This is a genomic window from Blautia sp. HA9023, from assembly GCF_056504095.1.
This window is the reverse complement of record NZ_JBWLUR010000003.1, coordinates 99,738-119,833: the sequence shown is the minus strand read 5'-3', so window position 1 is coordinate 119,833 and position 20,096 is coordinate 99,738. Positions and strand designations below refer to the sequence as shown.

The 20,096-nt window shown below is 45.3% G+C and carries 13 protein-coding genes and 1 pseudogene; all 14 read right to left on the bottom strand.

Annotated features, from left to right (window positions below; all coding sequences use genetic code 11):
* Nucleotide 1: 1 nt before the first annotated feature.
* Nucleotides 2-949: an AAA family ATPase gene (locus AC04Q6_RS02590; protein WP_021978198.1), complete on the bottom strand. Its 948-nt coding sequence runs from the start codon at nt 947-949 to the stop codon at nt 2-4.
* The gene (locus AC04Q6_RS02585) at nt 946-6,390 is read right to left on the bottom strand and encodes a leucine-rich repeat domain-containing protein (RefSeq protein ID WP_147343298.1); all 5,445 of its coding nucleotides are present in this window, start codon (nt 6,388-6,390) and stop codon (nt 946-948) included. Before AC04Q6_RS02585 ends, AC04Q6_RS02590 begins: the two co-directional genes overlap by 4 nt.
* Nucleotides 6,391-6,564, bottom strand: coding sequence for a response regulator (locus AC04Q6_RS02580; protein WP_476389507.1), 174 nt, complete (start codon nt 6,562-6,564; stop codon nt 6,391-6,393). It lies immediately after the preceding gene.
* A 322-nt stretch (nt 6,565-6,886) separates the two neighbouring features.
* Nucleotides 6,887-7,603: pseudogene (locus AC04Q6_RS02575) on the bottom strand (sensor histidine kinase); the annotation flags it as partial.
* Between the two features lie 840 nt (nt 7,604-8,443).
* Nucleotides 8,444-9,043 carry a bifunctional phosphoserine phosphatase/homoserine phosphotransferase ThrH gene (thrH, locus tag AC04Q6_RS02570; RefSeq protein WP_476389526.1) on the bottom strand — a complete coding sequence of 200 codons (600 nt, stop codon included), beginning with the start codon at nt 9,041-9,043 and terminating at the stop codon, nt 8,444-8,446.
* A 229-nt stretch (nt 9,044-9,272) separates the two neighbouring features.
* A complete protein-coding gene (locus AC04Q6_RS02565) occupies nt 9,273-10,664 on the bottom strand; it encodes an alanine/glycine:cation symporter family protein (protein WP_118168571.1) in 1,392 nt (463 codons plus the stop codon).
* Between the two features lie 209 nt (nt 10,665-10,873).
* Nucleotides 10,874-11,995, bottom strand: a complete 1,122-nt coding sequence (locus AC04Q6_RS02560; protein WP_118064820.1) for an ISAs1 family transposase — start codon at nt 11,993-11,995, stop codon at nt 10,874-10,876.
* Nucleotides 11,996-12,172: 177 nt separating this feature from the next.
* A complete protein-coding gene (gene mgtE / locus AC04Q6_RS02555; protein WP_118064150.1) occupies nt 12,173-13,567 on the bottom strand; it encodes a magnesium transporter in 1,395 nt (464 codons plus the stop codon).
* A gap of 615 nt (nt 13,568-14,182) precedes the next feature.
* Nucleotides 14,183-14,746: a Fe-S-containing hydro-lyase gene (locus tag AC04Q6_RS02550; protein ID WP_021652987.1), complete on the bottom strand. Its 564-nt coding sequence runs from the start codon at nt 14,744-14,746 to the stop codon at nt 14,183-14,185.
* A 1-nt stretch (nt 14,747) separates the two neighbouring features.
* Nucleotides 14,748-15,590, bottom strand: coding sequence for a fumarate hydratase (locus tag AC04Q6_RS02545; RefSeq protein ID WP_092068932.1), 843 nt, complete (start codon nt 15,588-15,590; stop codon nt 14,748-14,750).
* A gap of 50 nt (nt 15,591-15,640) precedes the next feature.
* Nucleotides 15,641-17,251 (bottom strand): FAD-dependent oxidoreductase, encoded by a 1,611-nt coding sequence (locus AC04Q6_RS02540; protein ID WP_022426050.1) that lies wholly within the window; start codon nt 17,249-17,251, stop codon nt 15,641-15,643.
* Nucleotides 17,252-17,264: 13 nt separating this feature from the next.
* Complete coding sequence (locus AC04Q6_RS02535) at nt 17,265-17,978, bottom strand: 2Fe-2S iron-sulfur cluster-binding protein (RefSeq protein WP_330383239.1); 714 nt, start codon at nt 17,976-17,978, stop codon at nt 17,265-17,267.
* A 233-nt stretch (nt 17,979-18,211) separates the two neighbouring features.
* Nucleotides 18,212-19,066 carry an FAD/NAD(P)-binding protein gene (locus tag AC04Q6_RS02530; protein WP_119247937.1) on the bottom strand — a complete coding sequence of 285 codons (855 nt, stop codon included), beginning with the start codon at nt 19,064-19,066 and terminating at the stop codon, nt 18,212-18,214.
* Entirely contained in the window at nt 19,059-20,096 is a 1,038-nt protein-coding gene (locus tag AC04Q6_RS02525; RefSeq protein ID WP_118071370.1) for a 4Fe-4S dicluster domain-containing protein, read from the bottom strand. Before AC04Q6_RS02525 ends, AC04Q6_RS02530 begins: the two co-directional genes overlap by 8 nt.

Sequence of the window (20,096 nt, the reverse complement as noted above, 5' to 3'; positions counted from 1 at the left end):
ATTATTTCTGCTTCCTTCCAAATGCAGGACCTGGAACCTCTTTAAGAACCTGGCTCAGTACATCATGTGCTGTGATGCCCTCGATCTTTGCCTGCGGTTTCATAACCAGACGATGTGCACATACATCCTCAAAAATCTCACGTACATCATCCGGAACAACATAATCTCTCTCCCGCAGCACAGCACGGGCACGGGCCAGCTGCGCCAGTGCTGCCGCGCCTCGTGGACTGACACCAAGCTCTACCATGGAATGCTCTCTTGTTGCAGCACAGAGATCAGAAATATAATAAAGGATTTCATCTACGATCCGAATAGAATACAAGTATCCCTGGATTTCCTTTACATCATCCAGATTCATTCTCGTTTTCACCAGATCCATATCGCCACTGCCTCTTCTGCTTTTCAGAATCTGTACCTGACTGTCTCTCTCCGGATAACCAATGCTTAAACGCACCATGAAACGGTCCATCTGAGATTCCGGCAGTGCCTGAGTTCCGGCAGTTCCGTAGTGATTCTGTGTGGCAATACAGATAAATGGCTTCGGAAGCACATGGGTAATACCATCTACAGTAACACTGCCTTCCTCCATGACCTCAAGAAGGGCTGCCTGGGTTTTCGGAGAAGTACGGTTGATCTCATCACCAAGAAGCAGATGACAGTCTGCAGCTCCTGGTTTATATTCCAGTTCACCGGTGTTTTTATTGTATACACTGAATCCGGTAATATCGGAAGGCATGGTATCCGGTGTAAACTGGATACGTTTGTAAGAAAGCCCAAGTGCTCTTGAAAAAGCAAGGGCAAGGGTTGTCTTTCCTACTCCCGGCGCATCTTCAAGAAGGATATGACCACCTGCGTAAATAGCCATCAGTACCTTTTCTATGATCTCATCCTTTCCGATAAATACCTTTTTGATTTCTTTCATTACCTGCTCTGACTGTTCTATGATCATGATTCCCTCTCCTTGGCTTCTTCTGTTAATTTTCCGCTTTCTGCCTGCTGTACCGCAGTGATGCTTTCTTCCGTCTGTTCACTTTGTTCTGTCTGTTCCTGAGATGTTTTCTCCGATGATCCATCAGAAATATTTTCATCGGTTGATGGCTCCGGCTCCTCTGGTTTTTCCGGTTCTTCTTCCGGTATTTCTTCCGGCTGTGGATTTTCCGGAACTTCCTCGATCACTCCCGGTGTCTCCTGTTCCTCTGTTGTTCCTGCTGCTTCCACTGTATCAGCACTTCCATCCCCGGGCACCGTGATCTCGATCTCGGAAATAGCTGCTGCCTGACGTGCTTTTGCACCATCAGAAAAGGAGTCCAGGATCCGGTATGCTTCATCTTTTCCGAGGATTCCGGTAAGTGTTTCCAGATATGTCTTATAAATGCTGTCACCGTCTTCCTGGCTGTCAGGCACAAGGATCTGATAATCTTCCGCCATACTGCTGGTGGAAAAAGCTCCAAATACCGGCGGCTGTGTTGCCTGAAGCCAGAGTTTATGCATCGCAGTGCATCCGTCAAAAGCAGACGCTCCGATCTGATTCAGACTGCCTGTCAGTATGACATTCTGCACAAAATTACCTTTCGCATCCAATACCTGGTCAGACATCGCACTGCATCCGTAAAAAGCCCTGTCTCCAATCTGTTCCAGATTGGCATATCTTCCCAGATTCCAGCTTGTAGAGGTGCTTAAAGATGCACAGCCTGCATACGCCTCCTCACCGATCCGCTTCAGACCGTTAAACGCAGCAGCCGTACCACCTGTACGGATCAGTTTCGTACAGTCTTTGAAACAATATTTCGGATATTCTTCGATAGCTCCATAAAAACTTACATACTGGATATTATCACAGTCCATGAAGCAGCCCTCTCCCACATGGGTCACTTTTGCGGGAACTGCCGGCTGTTTCAGGGTATCGCAGTTGGCAAAGGCATAAGCCCCGATATAAGTCAGAGAACTTATCTGAGAGGTCAGAAGTGCCTTCAGGCTGACACAGTCACGGAAAGCACCATCTTCGATCACCTGCAGGGAACCTCTCGCAACAACTGTATATGCAACCGCAGCAAGAGAAGTACAGCCTGCGAAACATTCCTCACCATAGACATTTATCGCTGCACGGATCTCAATCTGCGACTCCCTGGCCAGTGACGTACAGTTTTTAAATGCGCGGGTACCGATACGTGGGATCTGAGCGCCTGTATTGCCAAGGCTTAACGTCACAAGGCTGGTACAGTCCATAAAGGTCTCATCGCCCCATTCTGTAATATTTCCAAGAAGTCTCACCAGCTGCAGACCGGTACAGCCCTTGAAGCAACGGTCACCCAGCGCAACATTGGTTCCCTCTGCAGTATAAAATGCTGTTATTTTATCGCATCCTTCAAACGCATCCTCCGCAATACCCACGGTATCTTCCGGAAGCACATATTCTCCACTTAATTCTGTGGATGCTTTTTTCAGGACATGGCCTTCTTCTGTATTTTCAAAAAGTACTCCCCTGATGATCTCCTGTTTCTCATTGATCTCACCCAGAACCTGAGCAGTTGTACCCTCGCCGTAAACCGGATCAATCACTGGCTGATATGCATTCAGATAAGTTTCCACCATCTCCGGTTTTACCCAGATATGAAGAAATTTCGGCAGTTCTTCCCGCTCTCCGAATATATTTTCACCCAGAGCGGTTACATGGTCTGCTTTGGTCTGCAGGATGGAAAGGTTCTCACAGCCTTCAAAGCAATAATCCGGGATCTGTTCCAGGTTTTCCGGAAGCCTTACGGTTGTCAGACTTATACAGTTCTCAAAAGTACTTGCTCCCATAACTTCCAGGGTAGTCTGTTCACTGAAATCCATTGTTTCAAGGCTTGTGCACATACCGAAAGCACGCACGCCAATTCCCTGCAGTGTTCCACTCCTTGTCATGGAATCCTGGAATACGACATCCGTCAGTGTACGACAGCCATAAAAACAGTACCGGCTGATTCCCTGAAGCGTTCCGTCCAGCACCACCCTTTTTAACATGGTGCAGTTCTCGAAACAGCTTTCTCCCATGCTGCTTAAAATTTCCGGAAGAACCACCTCTGTAAGGCCGGAACAGCCGTAAAAAGCACTGTTACCTATCACTTCTACAGATGAAAAAATATCTGTCTTCATCATACTTCCACATCCGTAAAAAGCTTCATCTCCGATCTCCACAACACCTGGCGCAGTAACTGACTCCAGAGCAGTACAGTTATAAAAGGCACCCTTTCCAATCTTTTTCACACTATTTTCCACAATGATCTTCGGTGCATTGACACAGTTACGAAATGCATAGTCTCCGATTTCTGTAAGATTAAGACAGCCGGTAAAGTCATAATAGAACTCTCCTTTGCAGTTTTCAAAACAGGAATCTCCGATTTTCTGAAGTGCCATATCATCCTGTATATGAAATCCGTTGGGAAAATCACAGTCCTTCATTGCATTCTTATAAAGAACAGTCGTATTCATCCATATTTTTACATGTTCTGTATAATCTGTCGGCACATTGAGAAGTGTCCATCCATCTGCAGTACTTCCATACAGGATTCCGTCATCCCATCCAAAACCTGTAAATTCATCTCCAGCTGTCAGGATCTCCACATCGGATGACGCACCGTAGGTTTCCTTCTTAAAAAGTGTTTTATTTTCAGATGCAACCATTTCCAGGCTGTTAAGATTCCCAAGGAAATCCTCTCCTGCCGTTTCTACGGATTCCGGGATCAGAAGAATTTCCAGATCATCGCATCCATAAAGGGCGCCTGATGCAATTTCCACCGTTCCCTCCTTGATCCGAAATGCGGTCCTGTCGGTCTGATAAACCCGCACCAGACGATAGGCGATATTTCCCTCTGTAAAAATCTGCTGATACTTCGCTCCATCCTCATAGATATAGCTGCTGTTCTCTGTATATAACAGTGCCCTGGCAGTTCCCTCTCCGTAAATAGGATCAAGAATGTTGCCCCAGGATTCCAGCATACGTTCATAATCCTCCCCCGGCACATAAATCTTCAGATCCAGATTTACTTTATCAGTACCGGAAGTACCGAAAATATGGTCTGTGATCTTCAGATCCGGATTCTGCACGGTAACCGAAACCACACGGCCTGAAAGCACCATACTGTTTTCTTTCAGTTCTTCAACATTTTCTCCCAGAATGATATCCGTAAGGAAACCACAGTCCGCAAAAGCTCCTGCTCCGACTGATCTCACATTTTCCGGTACTGTATATTCTCCATGTGTCTTCTGCGGAATAGCTGCCAGAACCCCATCTCCGTTCTTTTCAAGCAAAATTGAATGTTCACTGTCATATGTATAAAGATCCTTCTGTCCGTTTTCTGTTTCAAACACAAGATTGCCGCATTCTTTTCCAAAAGCGAACATATAATTCTTGCAGATCAGATCGTACCGGGAATCCGCAACCTTTATGGTTCCTGAAAAACCGGTTTCCCCCTTCAGCACAGGTGGATTTTCGCCTTTAAATGTGACAACAGCATCTTTTGACAGGCCATCGAAACATCCCTTTCCCAGTGTTGTGACGGTTGCCGGGATTTCCACATTTTTTCTTCCTGCCGGAACTGACAACAGTGTTTTTCCGTCCCTGCTGTAAAGAATACCATCAGAAATACTGAGATCCACATGGAGTTCATCTCCGTCTGCCACCTGATACTCCTGCAGATCCGGCAGATTCTCACTGATTGAGGAGATATCCATTTCCTGTACACCCTGTGTAATGGCAAATGTTTTTACGGATGTGTTTTTCTCATTTAACTTTACTTTGGTAACTCCCATGGGAACTGTCAGCACAGAATCTGTACCTGTGTACTTTTCCAGGACCTGATCTGCTGTATACTGCACTGTTCCTTCATTCTCTGTCACACGGCGGATCTTATATCCATCCGGAACCTCGCTGATATAATCCACCACATTTCTGGTTAAATAATCCCAGTTTGCGACAGGATAATAGAGGTACGCTCTTTCTGTATCCATCAGGGTATTGGAAGATGTCCACCGGAATCCCTGGAGCATATTTGTAAGATAACCATCTTTATTCTCAAGAAATACAATATTTTTGTAGTTGGCACTGATATTCTGCGCTTCATCGCTGTGAAAAGCTGTTTGGATCGCAGGATCTCCCAAGACCGCAATATACCGCTTATGTACCTCCACAAGATCTACATACTTTCCCTTCTTGGCATAATTATATGGAACTTCTGTATATTTCTTCAGAGCACTGTAAAACTCCTCTCCTTTGCTGTTTTCGAGCATTGTTCCCGGAAAATTCTGGGAATAGATCTTATTATCATTGGAATAGCTTACCATATAATTGAGTACCAGATTACTTTTCAATACGGTATAATATGCGCTTGCAGACATTCCTCTGTAAGAAAATGTAGCAAACCGTCCTCCTGCCTCAACCGTGGGAAGCGTTACACTATATCCGTCAGGGCCTCCATAATTCAGAACTTTTTCTTTTGTTTTGCCGTCTTTTTTAAAGGTTGCTGTAACTATGCCGTCTTCTGCCTGATAAGTTTCTCCGAAAGTATAATATTCTTTTGTAATTTCCGCACTCAGCTTAACAAGTTCTCCATCTTCCGTTATTACTGTATCTTTATCCGTCTTCCACGGATTTGGAGTTGGCGTTGGCGTCGCAGGCACTGGTGTTGGTGTCTCAGGAGCCTGTGTTGGCGTTGGTGTCGCAGGTATGGGAGTGGGCTCTGCCGGAGTTGGTTCTGCCGGAGCCTGTGTTGGCGTTGGCGTTGCCGCAGGCGTTGGTGTTGAAACCGGCGCACTGGTGGGAGCTGGCGTTACCGTGGGAGTTCCTCCGGTACCTGGAGTCGGTGTAGGAGTACCTGTAACTTTGGTCTGTGAGTTTCCTCCACCACTGCCGTTTCCATCGGAGCCGTTTCCATTCCCTGCCTTGTTTACAAAACTGCCATTTCCGTTGGCGCCATTACTGTTCTGGATCGTTTTCTCTGTGTTATCTGTATTATCGGCCTGAGAAAGTTCCACACCATTTGCAGCATTTTCATTATTCTGTGAATCTGCGGAATCATCTTGTTTCTGATCATTTGCACTATCTGTGATCCCAAAACTGCTGTTGTCCTTCAGATCTCCATTTTCCTGCTTTTTCAGCTGAAGTACCTGAAGATCGTCTCCGCTGGTTTTTTGCTTATCCTTTACATTATCACCGGCAATGTCTGTTTCTTCTCCATCACCGGCCACATAATCATATTCTTCTGATTTATAATTATTTTCGAATTTTTCGAATTTACCGGGGTTGAATACCGAATCCAGTTTTGATCCATTTATCAAAGCAGCTGCGGCAACTCCAATAACCGTAGCTCCTGTTACAGCCGTTAACGTTTTCTTTTTTGTTATTTTTTTCATTTAATGGCTCCTTACTGCCCAAAGCTGTTCCCCGATGATCCTGCGTACTTCATCGTAATCTACCGGTTTGCTGATGTGTCCATTCATGCCGGATTCCAGAGATTTTCTCCGGTCTTCCAGAAAAGCGTTGGCTGACATGGCAAGGATCGGAAGATCGGAATCTTCCCGTTTCATCTTCCGGATCACCCTGGTCGCTTCCCATCCGTCCATATTCGGCATCTCGGATATCCATGAGGATCACATCAAAAGTATATGGCCTACTTTCTTTAAACATTTTTACAACTTCCGCGCCATCGCAGGCTCTTGTAAGAACTGCACCTTCCATGGCCAGGATCTCCATTGCGATCTCTGCATTGATATCATTATCTTCCGCAAGAAGGATCCGGACTCCTTTCAGTGTGAATGCTTCTATCGCACGTGTCTTCGCAGGATCTTCCGCTTCCGTTATCTCCGTGCCCTCATTCTGTTCCTGCACTTCTGCTATCGGCAGGGAAAGATATACACTGAACTCGGTTCCCTTTCCCTCTTCACTTTCTACCAGAATCTGCCCGTTCATCAGACGTACCATGCTGTCTGCAATGGCCATTCCAAGACCACTTCCACCATAGTTATGTGCCGTAGATGCATCCTCCTGCTCAAACGGCCGGAAGATCTTGCTGAGGAAGTCTTCTTTGATTCCCTTTCCCGTATCACTGACACGGATCATAAAATGAAGATCATTTCCAATCCGGTCCATCTGCCGAAACAGAACCTCTACCGTTCCTCCAGGCGGAGTAAATTTATTGGCATTGGAAATGAAATTGATAATAACCTGACTGAGACGCATCTCATCACCAATCACGTATTTTACATCAAAATCCTGCATCTCGATCTTCCAGTTGATACCCTTGGCTTCTGCAGTACTGCGGAACATGGAATCCAGTTTATCAACCAGCTGTTCCAGCGAAAAGGGAATTTCTTCCAGCTGAACCTTGCCGCTTTCGATTCGGGACATATCCAGGATATCGTTGATCAGAGTCAGAAGAAAATGTGACAGATTTTCTGTTTTTGCAAGATATTCCTCTGCCGCTGCCGGCTGATTTAAATGGGTTTTCAGAAGGCTCAGCATACCCAGGATTCCATTCATCGGTGTACGGATTTCGTGAGACATCTGAGAGAGGAAGTCCGTCTTGGACTGACTTTCCTTTTGGGCAATAATAAGTTCCCGTTCCATTTCCTGGCGTTTTTCATATTCTTCTGTAATATCCGAAAGAATCAGAAGATAACCGCCATCCTTTTCACAGTACAGGATCTGTATCTGTCCACGCCGCAGTTCTTTCTCTCCGCTTCTGTGATAATTCACTTCACTGGAAAATTCCTGTTCTTTATTCCAGGCATTCAGCTGTTTTGCAATCTCTCTGGCTTCTTTTCGTACAATGAGACCTGTCATAAGTTCTGTATCCGTTTTCAGATCATCCGGTCGGATTCCTGTTACCAGCTCCAGATTCGGTGTCGCGTACAGCACCTTTCTGTTCTTCTCACTGACAAAAACATAAGCTATCTTCCGGTTGTTTTCGAAAGAGCTGTAAAATTTCTTTCCACCCCTCAGTTCTTCTCTGGCCTTTCTCGCCGCCTTCTTTTCTCTTCGGTAGAGATTCCAGAAAACAGCTGCCAGGATCATCACGCCCCACAGTACGATCATATAGATCAGATTGTTTTCAGTGTATTCCAGTACTGTTCTCATACAGTTTCTGCCCCGCCTCTTTTTCACTTTTATTGTTTTTTAAAATAAACCTATTTTATACAATTATACTCTTCTCTAATATAAAAAGCAAAAAAAGCAGGCACAAAATCGACATTATTTTTCTCTTCGTCGATTCTTCGCCTGTTTTTGGATCAAGCGGATATTCGCAATCCGCTTCGCTACGTAGCTCTACACCAAATAACTGCTCCGCAGTTTATCAGGAGGAGCTTGCACTCCTCCTGATACAAGCAAGTCCCCACCCACTGCTTATTGCTTTTCGCAACCCCGCAGGGGACTTACTTGATTTGGTTAAATGAGTTATTCTGAATATTATTTCATTGCATCTCTGATCGCGGCAAGCAGTTCATCATACTCCTCATAGGCCGGAATTTCCGGATGATCTGCACGAATCTGCTCTGTACTGCGGAAAAGAAATCCCGCTTTACTTGCCTGGATCATTCCAAGATCATTGTAGGAATCTCCGCTCGCAATGGTGTCAAATCCCATAGACTGCAGTGCTTTTACAGTCGTAAGCTTGGATTTCTCACAGCGCATCTTAAATCCTGTGATCTCTCCGTTCTCTGCCACTTCCAGAGTGTTACAGAAAAGTGTGGGACGGCCAAGTTTCTCCATCAGGGGAGTTGCAAACTGTGTAAAAGTATCACTGATCAGGATCACCTGGGAAAAAGATCTCAGCTCATCCAGGAATTCCTTTGCTCCCGGGAGAGGATCGATCTTTGCGATGGTCTCCTGGATCTCTTTCAGACCAAGGCCATGCTCTTTCAGGATGCCAAGTCGCCAGTTCATCAGTTTATCGTAATCCGGCTCATCACGGGTTGTTCTCTTAAGCTCCGGGATTCCGCTTGCCTCTGCAAATGCGATCCAGATCTCCGGTACCAGTACACCTTCTACGTCCAGCAGATGTAATATACATTTTCATATCCTCCTCTTCATCCAGCTGATCGCTGGTATTCACAGAGCCTGATCTATGTCTTATCCACATTACATATACACAACGTATATATGCATAGCCATCAGAACTCTTTATTCTTTTATCGCTTTACTTTGATATATTACCATATAGTTTCCGGGTCTGTAAACAGTTTTCTGGCGGACCATGACATTTTTCTGTCACAGTCCGCCGGACTTTTTATCTGTTTTATTTTTTCTTTTTCTCTGCTTCGTAAATCTTCAGTTCTTTCAGTGCTTTTTCCCCAAGAGGATATAACATGAAAATATTAAAGATCGTCATCAGACCAATTCCCACATCTCCCAGATCCCACACAAATGTATAGGCTGCGATCCCGCCGATAAACAGCATCACAAGGGCCAGTACTTTATACCCTGTCTGGGATGCCCAGTTGTCACCGAAAAGATAGGCCACATTGCCTCTTGCATAAAACAGGATTCCCAGGAATGTGGAAAAGCTGAACATAAACAGTGTTGCAGCAATAAAGATCACTCCAAACTGTCCCAGGTGATAATGCATGGCTGTCTGAAGAAGTTCCATTCCGGCAAGTCCCTGGACCAGATCTTCCGGGGCCAGAAGCATGATCATAGCTGTACAGCTGCAGATCACGATCGTATCCACAAATACACCCAGGGCCTGGACAAATCCGGCTTTTACCGGACTGTCACATTCTGCTGCCGCTGCTGCACAGGGAGCGGAGCCGCTTCCCGCCTCATTGGAAAAAAGACCTCTTTTTACTCCGTTCATCAGAACGACGCCAAATCCGCCGGCAGCAGCCTGACGTAATCCGAAAGCTTCTTCAAAGATCCGTTTAAATACTCCCGGCATACTTCCGAGATTTGTAAATATAATAAACAGCGTGATCACAAAATAAAGCACTGCCATTACCGGCACCAGAAGATCCAGAACTTTAACCGTTGCATTCTTCCGAAGCACGATCACAGCTGCGATCACTACCAGCACGATGGTAGTATACAGCGGTGGAATATCAAAAGCATTTTTGAAAGACGCTGTGACGGAATTGCTGATAACCTGACTGATCCCACACCAGCAGATCAGGCCGGAAATGGCAAACAGAACGGAAAGCAGAATCTTTTTTCGTTTTCTGCCCTGTTTTTCTTCCCAGTAGCGGTGGATATAGTAGGCAGGACCGCCCCTGTAGCCACCATAAAGAGGATCCTTTTCTTTATAGAGCTGTGCCAGGGTCGCTTCGATAAAAGCAGTGGAGGAACCGATCAGCGCCGTGATCCACATCCAGAATACCGCTCCTGCACCTCCTGCCGAGATCGCAGCTACCACACCGACCAGGTTTCCCATTCCCACACGGGTAGCTGTAGATACGATCAGCGTCTGAAATGCTGAAAGATTATTTTTGTCACTTTTCTTTTCTGACAGGGCTCGTACCATATCCGGAAAAAGACGGATCGGCAGAAGCTTTGTCCTGATGGTAAAATAGATACCGGTCGGAATCAGAAGCAGGATCAGAAGTGAGATTCCCAGCGTACTTCCTCCCGGAAGCGGAATCTTTACCAGATCTCCCCACAGAAATGTATAGACCTTTTCGATCATTGTTACTATCATGTTACTGTTTCCTTTCCCCAATCACCCCATGTGATCGTTTTGTTCTCTTTTTCTGCCCGTTGTTTGTATTTATTTCTGCAACGTTTTAAACGGGCAAAGCGTATCTTTTATTATAATAGCTTTCTGTTTGTATGTAAAGAAAAATCCCGAATCTTTCACGACAAACGCATGAATGGTTAGCAACTGCAAATTCTATTTTTTTCTACTTTTTAAGCTTCTAAAAGCTCTTCTAAATACTTAATTGGACGCAAACTTACTACGAACCTTTTCTTTCTCATTGACAACTTATGTCTTGATAGTTCTGCTGGTTTCAAAATACTCAGGCTCCATTTTCTTATAATGTTCAAATTTTGTGCCGCCATTTTATCGATTGTCGTATTTGCATCCTCCCGAAATGTTACATCCAAATGCCAATGCATACTTTCTATACTCCAATGACCTCGCACCGCTCGGCTGACTTCGTTGATATCCGTTTTTAAACTGCTTATAAAATATCGATATTCATACGTTATCTTTCCTGCTTTTTCTATTCGTTTCTTCTCCATTACAATGCTTCTCAGGCCTTTCCAATTCTTCTTTTGGCTCAGCCACCGGATATCTTCCGTCTGATAATACTCTCGGATCTCAATTTGCCCATGGGCTTTCTCACGGGTCTTCTTATATGCCCCCTTTTCGCGCATTTCTTTTTGAAACTCCTCATTCGAAAAGTATTCTTTTACATCTTCGTACATTGTGTATTGATTTTTCTTCAATGCCAGAACATAATCCGCTCGTTTCTGCCTGATTTTTCCTGCGATCGCTGTCTGCGTTCCCATTGCATCAATCGTAATGATCTGACCCTTTATCTGGATTTTTTCCAACAGCTCTGGAATCGCTGTTATTTCATTGCTTTTTTCTTTGACTGCTTTCTGTCCCAGACAAAATCCATCTTCCTTACTCCATGCAGAAACAATGTGACTTGCTTTTTCTTCTCCACGTTTATTCGAACACATCGTTTTTCCATCTATGCAGATGATCTTCTTCAACAGTTCTCCATCATTTTTATCCAGCCGCTCCTGCCATTTTCCATAGAGCTGCTGCAGAATTTCGGGCGATATCATCCCCATGACACGCCGGATCGTATCATGAGAGGGGATTCCGTTTTTTAGTTCAATATACTTTCGAAGATAATCCTGATAGCTTTCTGCAAACAATGCCATCTCAACCCAGTCATCCGCATTCGCAAGAGTTGCAAACAACACAATGACAAGAATATCCTTCAACGTATGACGAACCTTTGTCTGCTGACGAGTATCTTCAATGTATTCCATCCACTCTAATAATTCCTGCATAAATAACACCCCTTTTTCTTTTATTTTACTAGAAAAGGGGTGTGTTCACAATTTATTTACTCATGCGTTTGTCGTGCGAATCTTTCGATCCGGAATTTTTTTGTATCGGTAACTTTTCTGTTATCCGACAGATTTCTGATATCTGTCTGTTTTTATAAGCATAGCTGCATTTTACTCTCAGCCAGCCAGGTGGAACATCTCGATCAGGAAGATCCAGCTCATTCCATAGTATGTTATCACGGCTACAAGATCGTTCACCGTAGTGATCAGCGGACCTGAGGCTACTGCCGGATCCACACCAACCTTTTTGAAAAACAGCGGTATGCAGGTTCCCACTGCACTGGATACCAGCATGGCCACCAGCAGGGATAATCCGATACAGCCGGATACCGCATAGGCAAATACGAGAGTTTTTCCTTTGAATAAGAAAATATACAATCCGATCAGTACAAAAGACAGAATTCCGAGCAGACCACCGTTGCAAAGGCCGATCCGCATTTCCTTCAGCACAAGCTCTGCTTTCTGTCTGCCCGTCAGTGTCTCATCCATCAGTACACGGATGGTTACAGCCAGGGACTGGGTTCCAACATTTCCTGCCATATCCAGGATCAGAGACTGGAAACACATGATGATCGGCAGACAGGTAACTACTTTTTCAAATATTCCCACAACAGAAGATACCACCATACCAAGACCCAGAAGAACGATCAGCCAGGGCATTCTTTTTTTCATGCTTTCAAAAAGAGGTTCTTTCAGATCTTCCTCTGCAGTCAGACCAGCCAGCTTTGCATAATCCTCTCCCATCTCATCGTCTACCAGATCGATGATCCCTGCGGATGTGATCACTCCAAGGAAACGATTGTCATCGTCCAATACAGGAATAGAATCTTCAGAATAATCCTTCAGCCGTTCCATACAGTCGTCGATCTGCTCAGTACCATACACATATGGATAGGAAGTTACGATCAGCTCTTCCATAGGATGGTCCTGTCTTGCTGTGATCAGGTCCTTCAGATCTAGAGCTCCATAAAACTCCCCTCTGTCCGTCACTGCAAAGATCGTAGAAATATTATCATTATCTGCCGCCTGGGAAACCAGCTCACTCATAGCCTGCTTTACGGTCAGGTTTTCACGGATCACAATGCAGTTCGTTGTCATTCTGCTTCCGATCTCATCCTCATCAAAGGAGCGGATCATTTCAATATCTTTCCGCACCTGTTCATCCAGAAGCTGGATCAGAAGCTTGCGTTTTTCTTTATCGATCTGCTTTAAAACATCTGCCAGGGCATCGGTTTCCATTTTGGAAAGAATGGCTGCCGCTTTTTTTACATCCATCTCTTCCAGATATTGTACAGTTTCTTCTTCCTCCAGATATTCAAAAACATCTGCCAGCATACTGCTTTCCAGGATACGGTATAGTCTGCTGCGCTCCGCAGTGCTTAATTCTCTTAATACTTCCGCCAGATCGTTTTCGTGGAAATCCTGCAGCCTTTCACTTAAAACTGCCGGAGAAACACTACTTCGGATCAGACTCAGAATATCTTTTGAAAAATCCTGATTTCTTTTTGTCATTTTCTCATCCTCCTCACATAGTTTCGCACAAAACACGCACACCAAAAACAGACATGTTAAAGCATGTCTATGTGCTGTTTGATTTTCGATTGTGTTTCCTTGGGATTTGAATGTAAAACGGAAAGAAATAATATACGTCCGTTTTACTGTATGAATTCTCAGAATGAGAAGAATGAAAAAATGTATATTATGACACTATTAAAACAGAATGGAACAATCCCGTCCCTCTCTGCGCCTTCCATCTTCCATTCCGAGAGCTACAACTTCGCCCATGAGAATCACAACTGTCCATTCTGTTCACCTGCCTTTTTTCTTAAAATATTTTTTTCAACCCGGCCATTATAACGTCCCCGGCCGGGTATGTCAACCGTGTTTATGGTTAAATTTATCGTAAATCCGGGTAAAATTCCCCGCTCTGCAAAGTATCTCTTGTTTTTAGCTCAGCCATTTCCAATTTTGAAATCAAATTACACTTTTACATCCGAAGCAGTTTCGGTTAAATTAAAAAGTCCAACAATAAATGCTTCTGCACGGATCTTCAGCATTTACTGTCGGACTTTTATCCTTTTATTCCTTTTTGAAATATATCACAATATCATATTGTAGAGCAAAAGATTATTCTGCGTGCTCTTTCAGGTACTCTGCACGTCCCTCTTCGTAGAGGTTATTTCCCTCGCTGTCAATGATGACTACAAGCGGCATGTCTTCCACATAAAGCTTGCGGAGTGCTTCTGCTCCAAGGTCTTCGTAAGCGATAAGCTCTGCTTTTTTGATGCATTTTGCAAGAAGTGCACCTGCACCGCCGATGGCTCCGAAATATACGCCGTCATATTTTTTCATTGCATCTACGACTTCCGGAAGGCGGGCACCTTTTCCGATCATTCCTCTGGCGCCTACGGACATCATGGTCGGTGCATAGGCATCCATACGGCCGCTGGTTGTAGGGCCTGCGGAGCCGATGACTTCACCTGGCTTTGCAGGAGTCGGACCTACATAGTATATGGTAGCGTCTGTAGGGTCAAAAGGAATCTTTTCTCCTTTTGCAAGGGCCTCGCACATTCTCTTGTGACCTGCGTCACGGGATGTATAGATGGTTCCTGTCAATAAAACCTGGTCGCCTGCATGGAGAGTTCTTGCCAGCTCTCTTGTCAGAGGCAGTGTGATCTTTCTTCTTTCCATATTAAAGCACCTCCGTTTTATGACGTGTTACATGGCAGTTGATGTTAACTGCACATGGCATACCTGCGATATGGGTAGGCATAGTCTCGATGTTCAGACCGATAGCTGTGGTCTTTCCGCCAAAGCCCTGAGGTCCGATACCAAGCTTGTTGATCTTCTCCAGCATCTCTTTCTCAAGATCTGCATAGTAAGGATCCGGATTCTCTGTATTCAGAGGGCGCATCAGCGCTTTCTTTGCAAGAAGCGCACATTTGTCAAAAGTTCCTCCGATACCAACACCAACTACCATAGGCGGACATGGATTCGGACCTGCAGTTTCTACAACCTCAAGAATGAAATCCTTGATTCCCTGAAGACCTGCGGATGGTTTGAACATACGGATCTGGCTCATGTTCTCGCTTCCGAAACCTTTTGGTCCTACAGTAACTTTTACCTGATCTCCGGGAACGATCTCTGTGTAGATCATTGCCGGTGTATTATCGCCTGTATTTCCACGACGGACAGGATCTTTGACAACGGATTTTCTCAGGTAACCTTTGTCGTATCCGCGGCGTACACCTTCATTGATGGCATCATTTAAATCTCCGCCTGTAAAGTGGACATCCTGACCAATTTCAAGGAATACGCATGCCATTCCGGTATCCTGACAGATCGGAACATTCTCACTGTCCGCAATATCAAAATTCTCGATAATGTTATCAAGGACACCTTTTGCGATCTCGCCGTCCTCGCAGGCACGGCAGGTTTTGATAGCATCCTTCACATCTTCCGGGAGATGTTCATTGGCTTCGATACAGAGTTTTTCGATAACCTCTGTAAGTCTGCTTACTTCGATTTCTCTCATAATAGACTCCTTTCGCTTATCTCATATGTTTTTATTATCATAACATATTGTTAACGTTCGTGGCGGGCATATTTCGGCAGAAGCATAGGAGATACGTCTCCTGTATCAACTCCTGCATTTTTCAGTTCCTCTTCATATTTTCTGATATGATCCAGGTTCATTGTGCCAAGCTCTACCTCTTTGCATTTGGCAGCTGCTTTTTTACCTGCATTTCGTCCGAATACAATTACATCAAGAAGAGAGTTGCCCATCAGTCGGTTTCTTCCGTGGATTCCGCCTGCTGCCTCTCCTGCAACCAGAAGGTTCGGGATTTCTTTTGTAAAGCCGTCTCCGTTGATCTCAAGTCCACCGTTCTGATAATGAAGGGTCGGGTAGATCACGATCGGGACTTTTCTCATATCAATGCCGTAGTTCATGTACATACGGAACATGGCAGGGATCCTCTTTTCGATAGTTCCCTCACCGCCCAGGATCTCGATCATCGGAGTATCCAGCCATACACCTTTTCGTCCACCTGGAACTTCAACGCCACGGCCTTCCTCACACTCACGGATAACACCGGAAGCATTTACGTCACGGGTTTCCAGCGGATGGATATAAGCTTCTCCGTTTGCATTTACAAGCTGTGCACCAACGGAACGAACCTTCTCTGTTACCAGGGCACCAAGGATCTGTGACGGATAGATCGCACCTGTTGGATGATACTGGATAGAATCCTGGTAAAGAAGGGAAGCGCCTGCTCTGTATCCAAGTACGAGTCCGTCAGCAGTTGCTCCGTAGTGATTGGAGGTTGGGAATCCCTGATAATGCATTCTTCCTGCACCGCCGGTTGCAATGACAACCGTTTTTGCTCTTGCAACGGAATAGTCTCCGGTTTCCATGTTGAGAAGAACTGCACCGGCAGTCTGACCTTTTTCATCCTTCAGAAGTTCTACAGCGGAGGTGAATTCCACTACCGGGATCTTAAGATTTAAGACCTCATCACGGATAGTACGCATGATCTCTGATCCGGAATAATCCTTTGCAGCATGCATTCTCTTTCTGGAGGTACCGCCGCCATGTGTAGTGACCATGGTTCCGTCTTCTGCTTTATCAAACTCAACACCAAGGTCGTTGAGCCATTTGATCGCATCCGGGGCTTCCATTACCAGTCTTTTTACCAGCTCCGGTTTTGCTGCAAAATGTCCGCCTCCAAAGCAGTCCAGATAATGCTGTACCGGAGAATCATTTTCTTTATCTGCTGCCTGGATCCCGCCTTCTGCCATCATGGTGTTGGCATCACCGATACGGAGTTTTGTAACGATCATAACGTTGGCACCTGCGTTGTGAGCCTCGATGGCACAGGAAGAGCCTGCTCCGCCACCGCCGATGATCAGTACATCTACATCATAATCGATTTTTGTAAGATCGATTTTTTCGTTGAGCAGACGGCTTTCCGAATGGAGCATTTTTGTCAGTTCCAGTGGTGCTTTCTGTCCCTTGTTCGGTCCTACCTTGATCTCTGCAAATGCATCCGGGTTATAATCCGGATGGAATTTTTTGAGAAGAGCATCTTTCTCATCTGCACTCAGACGTCTTGGCTCTGTTGCCATACGCTCCGCTCTTGTAGCCTCTACCTTTTTGATGGATTCCATCATATTTTCTGGATATGGTGCATACATGTTTTACGCCCTCCTACTTCTCGATTTCTCTGCTGTTGTAAAGTTCCTGCATCTCTGTGATCGGCTTCTGCATGATCTTCTCGATCATATCGTCAAATTTGCCCTCGTGGATCTCTTCCACACGTTTCTCCAGATGCTCGCTTTTCGGTGCGATATATTTACCGGTGAGGCGTCTTGCCAGAAGGCCTACCATCGGATGGGAAATCCCTGCCGGACATCTTACGGAACAGCAGCCGCAGCTTACACAGTCAAAGGATTCCTCTGCACATTTTTCAAGCTCGCCTCTCTGCGCATATGCAATATACTGCATGACATTTAAGTCCTGTGTACAGGCCTTTGTGCAGGCATTGCATCCGATGCAGCTGTAGATCTCCGGATAAAGCTCCATCATTACCTGCTGGTTCGGCTTAAGATCTTCTATATTATAAAGTCTCTTGTCTGTAGGGAAGAACGGGATACTTGCCACATACATTCCCTCCTGCACCTGTGTCTGACAGGCGAGACAGGTTTTCAGCTCATTCTGTCCCTTGATCCTGTAGATGGTCGCGCAGGCACCGCAGAATCCGTGTCTGCAGCCGCATCCTCTTTTTAATGTATAACCGGCATATTCCATAGCTGTCATAATGGTCAGATCACCGGGAACGCTGTATTTTTTACCGAAAAAATATACGTTTACCATATTATTTTCCATGTTGGTGTCCTTTCTTTTATCCAAATCGTACGCCATGTGGAACAGCCATCTCACACGTGCCCGTCGCAACGCTCTGCTGAACTAAGTACTAACTGCGACTAAGGAGTTCAGGAGAGCCTTCACTCCTAAGTCTTCGTAAGTACTGGATTTCAGCGCCGCTAAAACCGCTCCTAAAATGGGCAGCTTAGCGAGATGGCTGTTCCACATGGCTGTGTACTGGCTATAACCAGCGCATATATTTGAAAGTTTCTTAAGGTGCAATCTATAACTTAGTACTCATTAGGTAATTCATCCACCTCATCACATCGGAATACCGGGCCGTCTTTGCAGACGTATTTGTCTCCGATGTTGCAGCGGCCGCATTTTCCCACACCGCATTTCATACGAAGCTCCAGTGTGGTATATACCTGATCTCTGGAGAAGCCCAGCTCTTCCAGTCCTGCCAGAACGAATTTGATCATGATCGGCGGACCGCAGACCAGAGCGGTCTTATTAGTATCAAAACCAATCTCCTTCAGATAATTCGGAACAAATCCTACATGACCGTCCCAGCCTTCCTGCTCGCGGTCAATGGTAAGATATACATTTACACCTTCTGTTTTCATCCATACTTCCTGGATTTCCTTAAGCTGCACCAGATCATCTGCAGAACGGGAACCATAGAGAATATCTACTGTTCCGTAATCCTCACGGTTATCCAGCACATAATTGATCACGGAACGAAGAGGTGCCAGACCGATTCCACCTGCGATGAACAGGAGATTTTTTCCCTTTAACTTATCTTCCACCGGAAAATGATTTCCGTATGGTCCGCGGACTGCGATCTCATCTCCAACCTGAAGGCTGTGGAGATAATCGGTAAGGGATCCGCATTTTTTGATGCTGAATTCCTGATAATCCTTTACAGTCGGAGAAGAAGTAATGGAAAACATACCTTCACTGACTCCCGGTACACAGACCATGGCACACTGTCCTGGCATATGCTCGAAAAGCTTTCCACCCTCCGGAGCTTCCACACGGAAGGTTTTTACATCCGGTGTCTCCTGACGGATATCTGTGATCACGCCAACCTTGGGGATCAGCGTATCCAGTGTATAATTTTTATGACAGGTACATTCACTCATTCTTTTCACCTCCCTGTTTTTCAAAGGCCTTGATGACTTTTACGATATTTAAAGATTCCGGACATTTCTCCACGCAGCGGCCGCAGCCAACACAGGAGAACATGCCGTCATTATTTAACGGATAATAAACAAGCTTATGCATAAATCTCTGACGGAATCTCTGCATCTGGCTGGTACGGTTGTTTCCGTGAGCCATCATGGTAAAATCAGAGTACATGCAGGAATCCCAGCAGCGGTAACGGTGAACACCGTGCCCTGTGTCGTAATCCTTAATGTCATAGCACTGACAGGTCGGACATACGAAGGTACAGGTTCCGCAGGCAAGACAAGGCTTGTACAGTTTCTCCCATACAGGAGAATTGAAACGGTCCATGTATTCTTCCTGCGCCCATCCTTCCAGTGAAAGATGTGTATATGGAAGAAGCTCGATAATACCACGGATCGCCTTCTTCTCCTCTTCTACCTTTGTCTCATCAGCATCTGCCAAAAGCTCCTTCACAGCTTCTGTCAGAGCATTTCCCTTTTCTGTGAGAGGCTTCCAGAAAAGCTCTCCCTCGATGATCCAGGCTGCAACATCTGCTTCCGGATCTGCAGCATCAATGCCAAATACTTTACAGAAGCAGCTTTCCTCCGGTTCATGACAGGCAAGCGCTACAATAGTTCCATGTTCTCTTCTTGCCTGGTAAAAAGTATCCACCGGATCCCCAAGGAACACATTGTCGAGAACTTTCACGCCCTGTACATCACAGGCTCTCATTCCGAATACGACAAAATTCTGGTCTTTTAGTGCCTGAGGCTCAATGCTGATATTTTTCCCATCTTTTTTACAGGTATAGAGATTTTCACTCTGCGGAAAGAAAGCATCCTTCGGTGATTTCACGGTTTTCAGTGTTTCAAGGGAAACTTCTGCATCCTCGCTCCATGCCTTGAAGTTCACCTGCTCACTTACCTTTACCGGTAAATATAATTCCTGGTCTGCGGCAATTTTCCGGAATAATGCCGGCAGATTTTCTACTGCGATCTTATACAT